Source organism: Agromyces sp. GXS1127, from assembly GCF_050565425.1.
In the GTDB taxonomy this organism is placed as follows: Bacteria; Actinomycetota; Actinomycetes; order Actinomycetales; family Microbacteriaceae; genus Agromyces.
The window spans coordinates 137,678-152,630 of sequence record NZ_JBOCIG010000006.1; the positions used below are offsets into that span (position 1 = coordinate 137,678).

At 73.7% G+C, this 14,953-nt stretch carries 16 protein-coding genes and 1 pseudogene; 8 read left to right on the forward strand and 9 right to left on the reverse strand.

What is annotated here, in order from left to right; translation table 11 throughout:
• The first annotated feature begins 94 nt into the window (after positions 1–94).
• The 3 genes from ACQ393_RS12420 (at position 95) to ACQ393_RS12430 (ending at position 2,588) form a co-directional block, all read left to right on the forward strand.
• A complete protein-coding gene (locus ACQ393_RS12420; protein WP_430647153.1) occupies positions 95–286 on the forward strand; it encodes a hypothetical protein in 192 nt (63 codons plus the stop codon).
• A 164-nt stretch (positions 287–450) separates the two neighbouring features.
• Positions 451–915, forward strand: a complete 465-nt coding sequence (locus ACQ393_RS12425) for a hypothetical protein (RefSeq protein WP_430647154.1) — start codon at positions 451–453, stop codon at positions 913–915.
• Entirely contained in the window at positions 912–2,588 is a 1,677-nt protein-coding gene (locus ACQ393_RS12430; RefSeq protein ID WP_430647156.1) for a DUF5671 domain-containing protein, read from the forward strand. The genes ACQ393_RS12425 and ACQ393_RS12430 overlap by 4 nt, the downstream gene beginning before the upstream one ends.
• A gap of 39 nt (positions 2,589–2,627) precedes the next feature.
• Here the strand turns inward: ACQ393_RS12430 and ACQ393_RS12435 are convergent, their stop codons facing one another.
• The 4 genes from ACQ393_RS12435 to ACQ393_RS12450 form a co-directional block, all read right to left on the reverse strand.
• Positions 2,628–3,542, reverse strand: a complete 915-nt coding sequence (locus tag ACQ393_RS12435) for an ABC transporter permease (RefSeq protein ID WP_430647317.1) — start codon at positions 3,540–3,542, stop codon at positions 2,628–2,630.
• A 140-nt stretch (positions 3,543–3,682) separates the two neighbouring features.
• A complete protein-coding gene (locus ACQ393_RS12440; RefSeq protein ID WP_430647157.1) occupies positions 3,683–4,708 on the reverse strand; it encodes an aliphatic sulfonate ABC transporter substrate-binding protein in 1,026 nt (341 codons plus the stop codon).
• 68 nt (positions 4,709–4,776) lie between these two features.
• Positions 4,777–5,655, reverse strand: a complete 879-nt coding sequence (locus ACQ393_RS12445; protein WP_430647158.1) for an ABC transporter ATP-binding protein — start codon at positions 5,653–5,655, stop codon at positions 4,777–4,779.
• Positions 5,656–5,804: 149 nt separating this feature from the next.
• Complete coding sequence (locus ACQ393_RS12450) at positions 5,805–6,275, reverse strand: GNAT family N-acetyltransferase (protein ID WP_430647159.1); 471 nt, start codon at positions 6,273–6,275, stop codon at positions 5,805–5,807.
• A 68-nt stretch (positions 6,276–6,343) separates the two neighbouring features.
• Here ACQ393_RS12450 and ACQ393_RS12455 point away from each other — a divergent pair, with 68 nt between their 5' ends.
• Positions 6,344–7,180: an SDR family NAD(P)-dependent oxidoreductase gene (locus ACQ393_RS12455; protein ID WP_430647160.1), complete on the forward strand. Its 837-nt coding sequence runs from the start codon at positions 6,344–6,346 to the stop codon at positions 7,178–7,180.
• Between the two features lie 30 nt (positions 7,181–7,210).
• Here the strand turns inward: ACQ393_RS12455 and ACQ393_RS12460 are convergent, their stop codons facing one another.
• From ACQ393_RS12460 to ACQ393_RS12480, 5 genes and pseudogenes are all read right to left on the reverse strand, one after another.
• Positions 7,211–7,693: a hypothetical protein gene (locus ACQ393_RS12460; RefSeq protein ID WP_430647161.1), complete on the reverse strand. Its 483-nt coding sequence runs from the start codon at positions 7,691–7,693 to the stop codon at positions 7,211–7,213.
• Positions 7,690–8,976, reverse strand: coding sequence for a serine/threonine-protein kinase (locus ACQ393_RS12465; RefSeq protein ID WP_430647162.1), 1,287 nt, complete (start codon positions 8,974–8,976; stop codon positions 7,690–7,692). Before ACQ393_RS12465 ends, ACQ393_RS12460 begins: the two co-directional genes overlap by 4 nt.
• Positions 8,977–9,040: 64 nt before the next feature.
• A complete protein-coding gene (locus ACQ393_RS12470) occupies positions 9,041–9,886 on the reverse strand; it encodes an exodeoxyribonuclease III (protein WP_430647163.1) in 846 nt (281 codons plus the stop codon).
• Positions 9,887–9,967: 81 nt separating this feature from the next.
• Entirely contained in the window at positions 9,968–10,489 is a 522-nt protein-coding gene (locus tag ACQ393_RS12475) for a DUF6328 family protein (RefSeq protein WP_430647164.1), read from the reverse strand.
• Positions 10,490–10,612: 123 nt separating this feature from the next.
• Positions 10,613–11,086 (reverse strand): annotated as a pseudogene (locus ACQ393_RS12480) (hypothetical protein); the annotation flags it as partial.
• Here ACQ393_RS12480 and cofE point away from each other — a divergent pair.
• From cofE to fgd, 4 genes are all read left to right on the forward strand, one after another.
• The gene (gene cofE, locus ACQ393_RS12485) at positions 11,080–11,862 is read left to right on the forward strand and encodes a coenzyme F420-0:L-glutamate ligase (RefSeq protein WP_430647165.1); all 783 of its coding nucleotides are present in this window, start codon (positions 11,080–11,082) and stop codon (positions 11,860–11,862) included. The pseudogene ACQ393_RS12480 and the gene cofE sit on opposite strands and share 7 nt — an antisense overlap.
• Positions 11,863–11,962: 100 nt before the next feature.
• On the forward strand, positions 11,963–12,961 hold the full coding sequence (locus ACQ393_RS12490) for a TIGR03557 family F420-dependent LLM class oxidoreductase (protein WP_430647166.1): 999 nt from the start codon (positions 11,963–11,965) through the stop codon (positions 12,959–12,961).
• Positions 12,958–13,932 carry a hypothetical protein gene (locus tag ACQ393_RS12495; RefSeq protein WP_430647167.1) on the forward strand — a complete coding sequence of 325 codons (975 nt, stop codon included), beginning with the start codon at positions 12,958–12,960 and terminating at the stop codon, positions 13,930–13,932. The genes ACQ393_RS12490 and ACQ393_RS12495 overlap by 4 nt, the downstream gene beginning before the upstream one ends.
• Complete coding sequence (gene fgd / locus ACQ393_RS12500) at positions 13,929–14,951, forward strand: glucose-6-phosphate dehydrogenase (coenzyme-F420) (protein ID WP_430647168.1); 1,023 nt, start codon at positions 13,929–13,931, stop codon at positions 14,949–14,951. Before ACQ393_RS12495 ends, fgd begins: the two co-directional genes overlap by 4 nt.
• The last annotated feature ends 2 nt before the right edge of the window (positions 14,952–14,953 follow it).

Below are 14,953 nucleotides of genomic sequence, written 5' to 3' on the forward strand. Positions count from 1 at the left end.
CTGAGGGGACGGAGCGCAGATCTGAGGACCGTCCTCGGATGCGGCGGTGCATCGCCGATCCTACGTTCGCCCTGTTCGAGTCCGATGGGGGGGCATGATGGAGATCCGGAAGCACATCGGCGTCGCGGCGCTCACCGCGGGCGCGATCGGGGTGCTCGGCGGCTGCGCGGCCCAAGGGGCGGCGTTCGCGCTCGGAGGGGCGACGAGCTCATCGCACCAGCAGGGAGAACGGCTCGCACGCCTCGCCGAGGCGATGGGTGCGAGCGACACGACGGACGGGCGCTGACCGCTCGAACCACGGCCCCAGGCCGCGCCCGCCGACGGCGGGCGGTCGCGCGAGCACCGGCGACCGCCCGTTCGGGGCGTCTCGTCGACCGGGGCCGCGCGACACGACGCACCGGGTGACCTTCGGTCCGTCGTCACGGGGGCGGCGCGCGCCAAGATACGGGCATGGATGCCCAGCGCCCGAGACCCGACCGCACGCTCATCGTCATCCTCGCGGTCCTGGGGGTGCTCGTCGTCGTCGCCCTCATCGCCGTGTTCACGCGGGGCGAGCCGGAACCGCTCGACGAGGGCACGCCCGAGGGGGTCGTGCAGCAGTACTCGGCCGCCGTGATCGACGGCGACGAGGAGACGGCCATGGAGTACCTCGTGCCCGAGGTCGCCGAGGAGTGCGTGCGGATCCCGCTCGGAGAGCCGGACGGCATGCGCGTCACGCTCGTCGAGACCACGGAGCGCGACGACACGGCCGACGTCGACGTGCTCATCGTCACGACCTACGGGGGCGGACCGTTCGGCTCGAACGAGTACGAGGAGCGCGGCACGTTCGACCTCGTGCGCGTCGACGGCGAGTGGCGCATCGAGACAGCGCCGTGGCCGCTCGCGATCTGCGACCCGACGGCGGTGAAGCAGTGAGCTCGCCGACCGGCGGGTCCGCGCAGGGCGCTGTCCGCCGCCTGATCGTCTTCGTCCTGCTGTTCGTCCTGGTCACGATCACCGCGATCGGAGCCGGCGGGCTCCTCGAGCGCGCGCTCGATGTGGAGCGACGGCTCGCGGAGGGCGGCGCGAGCGACCTCGCGCTGCAGCTCGCATTCGCATTGATCGGTGGGCCGCTCGCCGCCCTGCTGTGGTGGGCGTCGTGGCGCCGGCTCGCCGACCCCGCGGAGCGCGGCTCGATCGCCTGGGCGCTGTACCTCACGGCGATGACCACGGTCTCGCTGATCGTCGCGACGGTGGCGATCGGGAACGGGCTCACGGACCTGGTCGAGGGTCGGTGGTACGGCGGCGGCTTCGCGATCGGCCTGGTGTGGGCCCTCGTCTGGCTGTGGCATCGCTGGATGCTCGGGCACGCCGCGAAGGGGCCGACGCGCCTCTCCACGGTCCCGCTCGTCATCGGGGCGGCGTATGGGCTCGCCGTCGGTGCGATCGGCGCGATCGCGGCCCTCGGAGCCGTGTTCGACGCGGCGGTCCGCGGAGCGGCCGAGACCGTGCTGGTCGGAAGCGTCTCCTGGAGCCGGACGGCGTTGCAGGCGCTCGTGTGGACCGCGCTCGGCGCCCTCGTGTGGTGGTGGCACTGGGTGCGCGACGACGTCCGCCGCATCCCGACCGGGTTCGCGGCGGTCGCCCTCGTGGTCGTCGGCGTGCTCGGCGGCGCCGCCGCCATGCTCGGCGGTCTCGGCACCGCGTTGTTCGTGGGGCTGCGCCTGGCGTTCGATCCGAGCGAGTCCGCGAGCGCTGTGCTCGTGCCCCTCGGAACGTCGATCGCCGCCGCCGGCGTCGGTGCGATCGTCTGGGTCCTCCACGCGCGCATCGCCGTGACGCACTCCGACGCCACGCGACGCGCCGCCGTGCTCGTGATGTCCGGTCTCGGCCTCATCGCCGCGGCGTCGGGCATCGGCGTCGTCGTGAACGCCCTGCTCGCCGAACTCGCCGCGCCGCTCGCGTCCTCCGGGAACCGCGCGCTGCTGCTCGGCGGCATCAGCGCGATCGTGGTCGGCGGGCCCACGTGGTGGCTGAACTGGCGGCCGATGCGCCGGCCCGAACCCGCGGAGGCCGTCGACGTCGGTCGGCGGGTGTATCTCATCGCGGTCTTCGGTGCGAGCGCGGTGGTCGCGGTCATCACGCTCCTCGTCGTCGGGTACCGCGTCTTCGAGTTCGTGCTCGATCCGGCGACCGGCGCCTCGCTCGTCGACCGCATCCGCGCGCCGCTCGGACTGCTCATCGCGACCGCGCTCGTGTTCGCCTACCACTTCGCGGTCTGGCGGCGGGATCGCGCGATGATCGCGGACCGCGGCGTCGCGGCGCCCGCGCGCCGCATCGGACGCGTCGTGCTCGTGGCGGCCGGCGACACCCGCGAGCTGGAGCGCGCGATCGCCGGGACCACGGGCGCGAGCGTCGTCGTGTGGCGTCGGGTCGAGGCGGGCACCGAGACGGCCGCGGGTGCCGAGCCCGGTGCGGCCCCGACAGGGCCGGGGCTCGGTCCGGATGCCGCGGCGGTGGTCGCCGCACTCGAGGGCGTCGCCGCGCGCCGGGTGCTCGTCCTGGCCGGGCCGGGCGATCGGGTCGAAGCGGTGCCGCTCCTCGAGTGACGGGGCACGCCCCGGCCGGCTCGCGTCAGCCCTCGGGGCTCACGCCCAGCGGCGGACCGCCCACCTCTCCAGCAGCCCCACGAGCGCGTCGCTCAGCTTGCCGAGCACCGCGAGCAGGATGATCGCCAGGAAGATCCGGTCGATGCGGCCCGTGTTGCCCGAGTCGCTGAGGAGGAACCCGAGCCCCATCGACGACGCGATGAGCTCGGCCGCGACGAGGAACAGCCAGGCCTGCGCGAGCGCGAGGCGGAGCGCAGCGATCACCGACGGCACGACCGCCGGCAGCTGGACGGTCGTGAAGAGCGTCGCGCCGCGGAGCCCGAAGGCCCGGGCGGCCTCGAGGAGGCGCTTGTCGACGTGCCGGAGCGACGCGGCGACGATCGTGTAGACGGGGAAGAACGCCCCGATCGCGATGAGGATGACCTTCGAGTCCTCGCCGATCCCGAACCAGAGGATGAGCAGCGGCACCCACGCGAGCGAGGGCAGCGCGCGCACCGCGCCGAGCGTGGGCGAGAACAGCACGTCGCCGAGCCGCGAGAGCCCGACAAGCGCGCCCGCCAGCAGCCCGAAGAGCGCCCCGAACGCGAAGCCGATGAAGACGCGCTGCGTCGAGATCGCGACGTAGAGCCCGAGCAGCCCGCGTTCGGCGAGGTCGACCGCCGCGAGCCACACCATCTCGGGGCTCGGCAGCTGCGACACGGGCACCGCGCCCGACGTCGAGACCAGCTGCCAGGTCGCGAGCAGCGCGAGCGGGATGAGCGCCCCGCCGACGATGCGGAACCAGCGGCGGGTGGTCAGCGGTCGCCGATCGTCGCGACCGGCTCGACGCTCGCCGATGCTCGGTCGGCCGCGACCGAGGCGTCGAGGGCCGACGGATGCCGCGGCGCGCCGGTCCTCGTCACCCGCGGGCCGCGCGTCGACGCCGACCGGCCCAGTGGCATCCGTCGTCGCCACCGGCCGCCCGGCGACCACGACGGGTGCCGCGAAGGCCGACCCGACCGAGCCGTCGGGCCGGCCCGAGCGTTCCGTGTTCGTCGTCTTCGCGGCATCCGTCGTCATGTTCTGCTCCTGTTGCTGGAAGCGGGCCGCGCCCGCTACTTCGCGAACCGCTCGGGGTCCGCCTGCGTGACGTACGAGTCGTCGATGAGGGTCGCGAGCGCCTCATCGACCTGGTCCTGCGAGGCGACGTCGCCGAGCTCGACGAACACCGGGCCGATCTTCTCGAGCAGCGCGACCTGCGCGTCGCCGGGGACCGGGTCGACGTCGAGGTTCGAGCGCTCGAGGATCACCTTCGAGGCGACGGCCTCGTCGAGTCCGGCGACCTCGGCGAGGATCGCGGCGGTCTCCTCGGGGTTCTCGGCCGCCCAGGCGCGGGCGCGCTCGTACGCGTCGACGACGAGCTGTGCGAGCGCGGGCTTCTCCTCGAGGAACGACTCGGTCGCGTTCAGGAAGCCGTAGCTGTTGAAGTCGACGTTGCGGTAGACGAGCGTCGCGCCCGCCTCCTCGGCACCGGCCATGATCGGGTCGAGGCCCGCCCACGCGTCGACGGCGCCGTTCTGGAGCGCCGCCCAGCCGTCGGCGTGCTGGAGGTTCTCGACCGTGATGTCCTCGGGCGTGAGGCCCTCGGCCTCGAGCGTCTGCAGGAGGAAGAAGTACGGGTCGGTGCCCTTGGTCGCCGCGACGGTCTTGCCCTCGAGGTCGGCGACCTCGTCGACCTCGCTGCCGGGACCGGCGACGATCGCCGACCACTCGGGCTGCGAGTAGATGTCGATCGTCTTGATGGGCGAGCCGTTGGCGCGCGCGAGGAGCGCCGCCGAACCCGCGGTGGAGCCGACGTCGATCGCTCCGGCCCGCAGTGCCTCGTTCGCCTTGTTCGAGCCGGCCGACTGCACCCAGGTGACCTCGAGGCCCTCATCCTCGAGCCAGCCCTGCTCCTTGATGATGAGGCTCAGCGGGTTGTAGGTCGCGAAGTCGATGTTGAGCGACTGGCCCTCGAGCGAGTCGCCCTCGGCGACGGCCTCGGCGGACTGGTTCTCGCCGGCGACGCAGCCCGACAGCAGCAGGGCGGTCGCGGCGGCGCCCGCGACGAGCGCGGTGCGGAAGACGGTGGTGCGGGACACGGGTGGCTCCTTCTCGGTGGGACGGTGGGACGTCGACGGCGCTGCTGTGGTCGGGCCGTCGACGCCCGTCAGTACGGGTAATGCGGGATGGTCGTGGTGGCCTGGATGCCGCGTGCGGCGCCGTGCCGGTCGATGCCGAGGCCGTCGAGCAGCCGGCCGCGGAGCTCGGCGAGCTCGGCCGAGCCGCGGTCGCGCGGGCGATGGCCCGGCACGACGACGGTCTGGCGGATGTCGGCTCCCGGCTCGTCGCCGTCGGTGCCGAGCAGCACGATCCGGTCGGCCAGCTGCAGCGCCTCGTCGACGTCGTGCGTGACGAGCAGCACGGTGGTCGGCTCGGCGGCGTGCACGTCGAGGAGGAGGTCCTGCATCTTCAGGCGCGTCAGCGCGTCGAGCGCGCCGAACGGCTCGTCGAGGAGCAGCACCTCGGGGTTGCGGGCGAGGGCGCGGGCGAGCGAGGCGCGCTGCGCCATGCCGCCGGACACCTCGTGCGGGCGGTGGCCGGCGAACTCGGCGAGGCCGACCAGCTCGAGCAGTCGGGCGATGTGCGCACGGCCCTCGCGTCGCGGGGTGCCGCGCGGCAGGCCGAGTGCGACGTTCTGGGCGATGCTCCGCCACGGCAGCAGGCGCGGCTCCTGGAAGCCGACCGCACAGCGCACGTCGTACGGCCGCACGGGGGCCTCGTCGATCGACACCTCACCCGAGGTCGGGTGGTCGAGGCCCGCGACGATCCGCAGCAGCGTGGACTTGCCGCAGCCGCTCGGCCCCAGGATCGCGACGATCTCGCCGGCGGCGACGTTGAGGTCGACACCGCGCAGCACGTCGCGCGTGCGGCCGTCGGGCGCCGTGAACGCGCGGCCCACGCCGCGCAGCGCGACCGGGGCCGCGGGCGCGGAGGTCCGCTCACCGGCGGAGGCGGCTCCGGCGGGTGCGGCGGGTGCGGTCGTCATGTCGTGCTCCGGGTCGTGGCGGGCGGATGCTCGACGCTAACCGGAAGCCGCGGTCCGCCGCCGGGCGCGCGAAGCACGGCGTAACACCCGGGTGACACGGGACGTCACACGCCGATCGCGCACGACACCGGATCGGCTCGCGCGCGCCCCTAGAGCGGCTTGACCATGTGGAGCGAGGCGACGTCGTAGCCGAGTCCCTCGTACAGCGCGATCGCGCCGTCGTTGTAGCCGAACACGTTCAACATGAGCCGCGACGCCCCGTGCTCGCGCGCGACGTCCTCGCCGAGGAGCATCGCACGCCGGGCGATGCCGCGACGCCGGAACCCGGGATGCACCTCGAGGTCCCAGATCCACCAGAGCTCGCCGCGCTCGTTCCACGGCCCGAGCCAGAGCCATCCGGCCTCGTCGTCGCCGACCCGGATCGAGTGCAGCAGCTGGCCCTCGACGAGGCGGCCGTCCGGGAAGAAGCGCTCCTCCGACGCGCGCCGGCCCGCCGCCGCCTCCTCGGGGGTGTCGCCGGCCTCCATCCTGGCCTGCTCGTAGTGGGCCATCGCCGCCGGGAGCCAGGCGGCCACCTCGGCATCGGTCATCGTTACGAGCCGCACGTCGGGTCCGGTCATACGGGGATTGTGCCGCCTGCAGCGACCCTCGGCGCGGCGAGGCGCGCCGGGTTGCCAGAATGATGCGCATGGCGAGAACCGTTCGGGGCGCGAACCTCCTGATCACCGGCGCGGCGGGCGGCATGGGCCGCATGTACGCCGAGCGTGCCGTGGCGGAGGGCGCGGCATCCGTCGTGCTCTGGGACCGCGCCGCCGCGGCGCTCGCGCGCACCGCCGACGAGCTCGGTCGGCAGGCGCAGGGTCGCACGCGGGTGCGCTCGTACGTCGTCGACGTCGCCGAGCCCGGCGCGATCGCGAAGGCGGCGCACGAGGTCCGGCGCGACCTCGGATCGCCCGACGTGCTGATCAACAACGCCGGGATCGTGCGAGGCAACGCGTACTTCTGGGAGACCGACAGCGGCGAGGACGTTCGACCGACCGTGCTCGTCAACGCGCTCGCGCCGATGTACGTCACGCGCGAGTTCCTCCCGGCCATGATCGGGCGCGGTCGCCCGGCCCGGATCGTCAACGTCGGCAGCGCCGCCGGTACGCTCGCCAACCCCCGCATGGCCGTGTACGCCGCATCGAAGGCGGCCCTGAACGGATGGAGCGACTCGCTGCGACTCGAACTCGAGCAGGCCGGTCACCGGCACGTGAGGGTGACGACCGTGACCCCGTCCTACATCTCGACCGGGATGTTCCAGGGCGCCCGCGGGCCGCTCCTCGCGCCGGTGCTCGAGCCCGGATACGTGGTCGACCGCGTGTGGCGCGCCATGCTCGCGGGTCGTCCCATCGTCGAGCTGCCGGCGTCCGTCCGGCTCTCCCGCGCGCTGCGCGGCATCCTGCCGACCCGCGTCTTCGACCGGGTGGTCGGCGACGGCTTCGGCGTCTACCGGTCGATGGAGCGGTTCACCGGTCGGGCCTGAGCCCGCGTCTCGCAGGGTCCGCGGGCGGATTCAGTCCTTGCCCTTGCCCTTGCCCTTCTCGTCGCCCTTGCCCTTCTCGTCGCCCTTGCCCTTGTCGCTCTCGCCGTCGTCGTCGCCCGACCCGCCGTCGTCCGACCCGTCGTCGTCGCGCGATTCGTCGTCGGCATCGTCGTCGGCCGGCGACGGCTCCGGGCTCGGAGTCGCCGCGGCGATCGCCGCCTCGAGGTCGGCGCGGACGATCGCGATCGACTCGGTGATGTCGGCCGCACGATCCGCGTCGAGGCTGCCGTCGGCGACGGCCGCGTCGACCTCCGCCTGGAGCACGTCGAGCCTCGTGAGCGCGTCGGCGAAGTCGCCCGCCGAGGACGATTCGGCGATCGAGACGACCTGCGCCCGCAGGCCGGTCGTGCCGTCGTCCGAGGTCTCGGCGCCGGGCGCGCAGCCCGCGAGGCCGACGGCGAGGGCGAGGGTGACGGATGCCGCGGCGACCCCGCGGCGCAGTCGGGAGATCACGGCGACACCGCCTCCTCCAGTTGGTCGAGGTGGACGCCGAGGTCGCCCTCGACGCTCGGCATGGGCGCCTCGGACGGCGAGGCCGGCGTGGATCCGGTCGTCCCTCCGTCGTCGGGCAGCGCCCCGATCGTGAGCGGGACGACCACCGCCGCGGCCAGCACGACCGCGGCCGCGGCGATGCCGAGGACCGCGCGCCGGGGCAGCCGCCGGTCGGCGCGCTCGGACGCCGCGGACGGAGTTCCCGGCGCTCCCGGCGCAGCCGTCGCGGCCGATGCGGCGGGTGCCGCGCCGACGCCGGTCAGCACGCGCGTGGCCGCCGTGGCGTCGTCCGCCGGCGTGCCCGCGGTCCGCGTGGCGGGCAGGATGCGGGTGTCGCCCTCCGCCGGCACGTCGCCGGTCGTGCCCGCCTCGGTCGCGAGCGCCTCGGTCGCGAGCGCCTCGGTCGCGAGCGCCACGTCGAGCGCCGTCGGCCGCTCGGCGGGGTCTCGCGCCGTCATCGCGGCCAGGAGCTCGCGCCAGTCGAGCGGGAGGTCGCCCGGGATCTCGGGGTCGCGCACGAGGCGAGCGCTCGCCGATTCGAGGGCGGGGCCGGGGAACGGCTGCCGGCCCGTGAGCGACTCGAGCACGAGGAGGCCGAGCGCGTACACGTCGGCGCTGCTGCCCACGGCCTCGCCGCGGACCTGCTCCGGGCTGAGGTAGCCGGGCGTGCCGATGATCCGGCCCGTCGCGGTCAGCCGCGACTCGTCGAGCAGCCTGGCGATGCCGAAGTCGGCGAGCTTGGCGTTCCAGCGCCGCGTCGGCAGGTGCGCCGGGGCGAGGAGCACGTTCGCGGGCTTCACGTCGCGGTGGACGATCCCGCGCGAGTGGATCACGTGCAGCCCCTCGGCGAGGTCGGCGAGCATGCGTGCCGCGTCCCGACGGCCGATCGGGCCGCGCTCGAGCACCTTGCGGAGGTCCTCGCCCTCGACGAGTTCCATCACGAGGAACTCGCGTCGCGAGGCCGGATCCTTGGCGGCGTCGTACAGCGTGACGAGCGCCGGGTGCGTGAGGCTCGCGAGCAGCGCCGTCTCGGAACGGCGACGGTCGGCGTCGTCGATGCCCTCGGTCGAGGCCGTGAACACCTTGACGGCGACGCGACGCCCGAGCGCGACGTCGTCCGCGCGGTACACGGCGGCCATGCCGCCGCGGCCGATCAGGCCGTCGACGCGATACCGGTCGTCGAGGATCGAGCCGAGGATCGGGTCGATCGCCGGGCCGGCGACCTCGTCCGTGGGGGAGTCCATCTGACGAAGGGTAGCCCGTCGGGCTGGACGCCCGGACGGGGTTGCGGACGACCGGCGCGGCACCTCAGCCGAAGATCATCGGCAGGTCGTCGTCGTCGGCCGACTCGTCGCGCGAGAGTTCCACGAGCACGGGCACGTGGTCGCTCGGCGCGTCGCCCTTGCGCTCGTTGCGGTGGATCGAGGCGCTCGTCACCTGGTCGGCGAACGCCGCCGAGCCGAGCACGAAGTCGATGCGCAGGCCCTCGTTGCGCGGGAAGCGGAGCTGCTTGTAGTCCCAGTAGGTGTAGCCGTTCGGCACGAGCGGGCGGACCACGTCGGTCATCCCCGCCGCCTCGAGCGCGCGGAACGCCGCCCGCTCGGGCGGGGAGACGTGGGTCGTGACGCCCTCGATCACGGTCGGGTCGCCATTGTCGTCGTCGAGGGGCGCGATGTTGAAGTCGCCCATGAGGGCGAACGGGCGCTCGGGGCGGCCCGTCGTCTCGGCGCGGGCCAGGTCGGCGAGCGCGGCCAGCCAGTCGAGCTTGTAGGCGTAGTGCGGGTCGCCGAGCGACCGGCCGTTCGGCACGTAGAGGCTCCAGAGCCGGATGCCGTCGACCGTCGCGCCGATCGCGCGGGCCTCCTTCGGCAGGTCGGGCCCCTCCTGCCCCTTGAGGAAGCCCGGCATTCCGGGGAACTCGGTCTCGACGTCGGCGATGGGCCGGCGGCTCGCGATCGCGACCCCGTTCCACTGGTTCAGCCCGTGCAGCGCGACGTCGTAGCCCGCCCGCTCGAACGCCTCGTGCGGGAACTGCTCGGCCTTGCACTTGATCTCCTGCATCGCGAGCACGTCGACGTCCTCGCGCACCATCCAGTCGACCACTCGGCCGTAGCGGGTGCGGATCGAGTTGACGTTCCAGGTGGCGATGCGCATGGATGCCAGCCTAGGGTCGCCCGACGACCTCCCGGTCGCACCGCCGGTTCACGCCGGCCGGTCACGCCGCGGGGAGCCGAATCACTCGAGGCGGCGGCGCTCGTGCCGGCCGATGCGCGGCACGACGATCCAGAACGCGAGGAGGAGCAGCAGCGCCACGCTGCCGGCGATCCATCCCGCCTCGGTGCTCATCGTGACGTCGAAGATGAGCATCGCGACGCCCGCGGACACGAGGGAGACCACGACCAGGAGCGCCAGCAGGAGGGCGTTCGCGATCCGCACGACCCGGTCCTTCTGCTTCTTGCCGCTCAGCTGCCGGTGCAGGATCACGGGCGCGAGGCCGAGCATCGTCGCCGTCGTCGCGAGCACCACGAGCACGAGGTAGAGGGCCACCTCGTGCGGCTGGAGGTCGGCGAACTTCGGCTGGAACGCGACCGCGAGCAGGAAGCCGGTGATGAGCTGCGTGCCCGTCATCACGACGCGCAACTCCTGCAGGATGTCGTTGAACTTCCGATCCTGCCGCTCGGCCTCGGTCTCGTTGCGCTCCTCTGCGCCCACCGAGCGATCGTCGTCGTCGGGGTCGCGGTCCGCCTGCGGTGCCATGGCTCGGATGCTACGCCGTCGATGCGCCCGCATGCACGTGCTTGCGCGTCGGGAGCATTTCGGGCACTCGCATCGGCGCGCGGGTCATCCGAGCGCGGCGATCCGAGCCGGCGTCGTCGATCATCAGGCCGGCTGCACGGCGGCGGCCGTGATGCCCGCACCGAGCGCGAAGGCGCCGACCATCAGCACCATCCCGACGAGGGGGATCCAGAACGCGATCCGCTTCAGCACGAGCACGACGACCGCTCCGACGAGTGCGATGACCGCGACGACGATCGGGAGGATCATCGCGACGAGCATGCCCGTGCCCATCCGGTCGAAGTCGCACGTCGACGATGCGCCGCACGAGTCCCCGGCGAACGCGAGGAAGAAGGAGAAGAAGAGCAGCAGGAACGCCAGGCCAGCCATGACCGCGAGCAGGACGATGGTGAGCACCAGGTCCCACACGATCACCGGTCGCTTCGCGGGTGCGGCGCCGACCTCGGACATCCGCCCCTCCCCCCCGGGCGCACCCCCGGCGCCTGACCGAAGTCTGACAGCGACCGGCGCAGCTGCCAAGATGTCAGGAGGACCGAGCGGAGGGTGGGCGCGTGAGGTACAGCATCGAGGGCGTGGAGGGACTGCCGGAGATCGGCCCCGGGGTCGACCTGGCGGCGCTCATCGTCGGCGCGATCGACGAGCCGCTCGGCGACGGCGACATCCTCGTCGTGACGTCGAAGATCGTCTCCAAGGCCGAGGGCCGTGTCGTGCGAGCCGACGATCGGGAGCAGGCGATCACCGACGAGACGGTGCGCGTCGTCGCCACCCGGCAGACGGGCGAGTTCACGACGCGCATCGTCGAGAACCGGCTCGGCATCATCGGCGCCGCCGCGGGTGTCGACGCGTCGAACGCCCCGGAGGGGACGGTACTGCTCCTGCCGGTCGACCCGGACGCGTCCGCGCGGGCACTGGCCACCGGCATCCGCTCGCTCACGGGCGCCCGCGTCGGCGTGCTGCTCTCCGACACGCTCGGTCGGCCGTGGCGCGAGGGCCAGACCGACATCGCGATCGGCGCGGCCGGCGTGCACGTCTTCGACGACCTGCGCGGGCAGGCGGATGCCTCGGGCAAGCCGCTCGCGGTCACCATGCCGTGTGTGGCCGACGAACTGGCCGGCGCGGCCGAACTCGTGAAGGGCAAGTCCGCCGGCGTGCCCGTGGCCGTCGTCCGCGGCCTCGGCAGCCTGGTCGGCGACCTCGACCTGCCGGGTGCCCGCTCGATCGTCCGACCGGCGGATCGCGACCTGTTCCGCCAGGGCGCCGAGGAGGCGTACGACGAGGGCTACCGCGCGGGCTTCGACGAGGCGCAGGCGGAGGGGCCGCTGCGCACGCAGTGAGCGGGGCCGCAGGTTCGGGTCGCGCGCCGATCGCGCGCCGATCGCGTCCGGTTCCCGCCCGTACGGACCCGGCCGCCCGAATGCGGGGGAGGATGGAGGGGTGAGCCCCCACATCGGTTACGCCGTGATGCTCGAGCGGTTCCCGCCCGCCGAGGCGGTCGAGCTCGCGGCTCTCGCGGAGCGCAGCGGGTTCCGCGGCACGATGGCGAGCGACCACTTCCAGCCGTGGCTGCCGACGCACGGCGAGTCGGGGTTCGTGTGGAGCGTGCTCGCCGGCATCGGCGCGGCGACCTCCGGCGACTTCGGCCCCGGCGTCACGACGCCGTCGTTCCGGATGCATCCGGCCGTCGTCGCCCAGGCGTCCGCGACCCTCGCGGCCATGCACCCGGGGCGGCACTGGCTCGGCATCGGCTCCGGCGAGGCGATCAACGAGCACGTCACGGGCACCTACTGGCCCGAGCCGGCCGAGCGCATCGCGCGCATGTTCGAGGCGGTCGAGGTCATCCGGAAGCTGTTCACGGCGTCGGCCGCCGGTCGCGACGTGCGGCACTCGGGCGAGTTCTTCAAACTCGAGTCGACCCGGCTCTGGACCATGCCCGAGCGGGCGCCCGAGATCCTCGTCGCGACGCAGGGACCGGTGACCGCGCGCCGGGCCGGACGAACGGTCGACGGACTCATCACCACGAACGCGCCCGCCGACCGCCTCGCGGAGCTGCTCGCCCGGTTCGCCGCAGGAGCGCGCGAGGCGGGTCGCGACGCGGCCCGCATGCCGCGAGTGCTCCAGCTGAACCTCGCGTGGGCGCCGACCGACGAGGAGGCGATGGCCGACGCGCTCGCCGAGTGGCCGGTCGGCGCGCTGCGCTTCCCCCGAGGCGACATCCGCTCGCCGTTCGAGGTCGAGCAGCTCGCCCGCGGCGTGCGGCCCGACGACTTCGCCGGCCGCATGCTCGTGTCGGCCGACCCCGACGCGCACCGCGCGAACATCCAACGGCACCTCGACCTCGGCTTCAGCCGCATCTACCTGCACAACGCGGGGCGCGACCAGGCCCGGTTCCTCGAGGTGTTCGGCCGCGACGTGCTGCCCGGGCTGCGCGCATGACGGCGTCGGGCAGGACCGGGGCGCCGGATGCCACCGGCTGGACGCTCGTCGTCCCCGTGAAGTCGCTGACCGGTGCGAAGACCCGGCTCGCGCCCGAGCTCGGGCCCGGGGAGCGGGCTGCGCTCGCCCGGGCGTTCGCGCTCGACACGATCGACGCCGCGCGTGCGGCGCGCGCAGTGCGGCGTGTGGTCGTCGTCACCGATGAGCCGGTCGTCGAGCGCGAGCTGCGCGGCGTGCCCGGGGTCGACGTCGTGCCGGAGTCCGGCCCGCGCGGGCTCGCCGCCGCGATCGCGTACGGCATCGCCGTCGCCCGCGCCGACGCCCCGTCGACAGCGCCGTCCGCCGCATCCGCACCCGCACCCGCATCCGCATCCGCGATCGAGACGTCGCAGATGCAGGGTGCGGATCGCCATTCGGGACGTCTCGATGCCGAGGCGCTGGGCGGTGCGCGGTCGCCGGCGGCGGCGGGCGCCGCGGTCGCGGTGCTGCTCGGCGATCTGCCGGCCATGCGATCGGGCGACCTGGATGCGGCGCTCGAGGACGCGGCGCGGCATCCGCTCGCCTTCGTGGCCGACGCCGAGGGCAGCGGCACCACGCTCGCGACCGCGCTCGCCGAGGTGCCGTTCGTCGCGCACTTCGGACCCGACTCCGCCGCGCGGCATCGCGCGGCCGGCTTCGCCGACCTCATCGCCGAGTGCCCGGGGTCGATCGCGCCCGGGCTCCGCCGCGACGTCGACACGGCCGCCGAGCTCGACGAGGCCGCGGCGCTCGGTGTGGGCACGCGCACGTCCGAGGTGCTGCGGTCGCTCCCCTACGGCGTCGACGGCCCCGCACCGCGCACGTCCGCCACGGGCGCCCGCCGGCCCGACCTCGCCCACGGCGCGGCGCCGCGGCATCCGCTTCCCCCATCGACCGCGCCCACGGGCGCCGCAAACGCGCCCGACGGCGCAGACAGGAAGGCAGCATCGTGACCCTGACCCTCGGATACAAGGCCAGCGCCGAGCAGTTCGACCCACGCGAGCTCGTCGAGATCGCCGTCGCGGCCGAGGCGCACGGCATGGAGTCGGTGTGGACGAGCGACCACTTCCAGCCGTGGCGGCACACGGGCGGGCACGCGCCGTTCTCGCTCACGTGGATGGCCGCGGTCGGCGAGCGCACGTCGACCGTGAAGATCGGCACGAGCGTCATGACGCCGACGTTCCGGTACAACCCGGCGGTGCTCGCGCAGGCGTTCGCGTCGCTCGGCGTGATGCACCCCGGCCGGGTCATCGCGGGGTTCGGGACGGGCGAGGCGCTGAACGAGATCGCGACCGGCTTCCGCGGGGCGGGTCCGCAGGAGTGGCCCGAGTTCCGCGAGCGGTTCGCGCGCCTCCGCGAGTCCGTCCGGCTCATGCGCGCACTCTGGACGGGCGACGACCAGGTGAGCTTCGAGGGCGAGTACTACTCGACGCACGACGCGTCGATCTACGACCGGCCGGATGTCCCGGTGCCGGTGTACATCGCCGCCGGCGGGCCGACCGTGGCCAAGTACGCGGGGCGCGCCGGCGACGGCTTCATCTGCACGTCGGGCAAGGGGCCGGAGCTGTACGTCGACCAGCTCATTCCCGCCGTGAAGGAGGGCGCCGAGGCGGGCGGACGCGACTACGACGCGATCGACCGGATGATCGAGATCAAGGTGTCGTACGAGGAGACCGAGGAGGCGGCGCTCGAGAACACGCACTTCTGGTCGCCGCTGTCGCTGTCGAAGGAGCAGAAGCACGACATCCACGACCCGGTCGAGATGGAGCGGGTCGCCGACGCCCTGCCGATCGAGCAGATCGCCAAGCGCTGGATCGTCGGGACCGACCCCGACGCGGTGGTCGCCGAGATCGGGCGGTACGTCGACTGGGGCTTCACCCACCTCGTGTTCCACGCGCCCGGGCACGACCAGCGCCGGTTCCTCGAGCTGTTCGAGCGCGACCTGGCACCGCGGCTGCGCGCGCTCGGGTAGCC

Excerpts from the sequence above, each read along its gene's own strand:
- ACQ393_RS12420 (WP_430647153.1), top strand. The coding sequence starts at position 95 with ATGATGGAGATCCGGAAGCACATCGGCGTCGCGGCGCTCACCGCGGGC.
- ACQ393_RS12425 (WP_430647154.1), top strand. The coding sequence starts at position 451 with ATGGATGCCCAGCGCCCGAGACCCGACCGCACGCTCATCGTCATCCTC.
- ACQ393_RS12445 (WP_430647158.1), bottom strand. The coding sequence starts at position 5,655 with ATGACGACCGCACCCGCCGCACCCGCCGGAGCCGCCTCCGCCGGTGAG.
- ACQ393_RS12450 (WP_430647159.1), bottom strand. The coding sequence starts at position 6,275 with ATGACCGGACCCGACGTGCGGCTCGTAACGATGACCGATGCCGAGGTG.
- ACQ393_RS12455 (WP_430647160.1), top strand. The coding sequence starts at position 6,344 with ATGGCGAGAACCGTTCGGGGCGCGAACCTCCTGATCACCGGCGCGGCG.
- ACQ393_RS12465 (WP_430647162.1), bottom strand. The coding sequence starts at position 8,976 with ATGGACTCCCCCACGGACGAGGTCGCCGGCCCGGCGATCGACCCGATC.
- ACQ393_RS12470 (WP_430647163.1), bottom strand. The coding sequence starts at position 9,886 with ATGCGCATCGCCACCTGGAACGTCAACTCGATCCGCACCCGCTACGGC.
- ACQ393_RS12475 (WP_430647164.1), bottom strand. The coding sequence starts at position 10,489 with ATGGCACCGCAGGCGGACCGCGACCCCGACGACGACGATCGCTCGGTG.
- ACQ393_RS12495 (WP_430647167.1), top strand. The coding sequence starts at position 12,958 with ATGACGGCGTCGGGCAGGACCGGGGCGCCGGATGCCACCGGCTGGACG.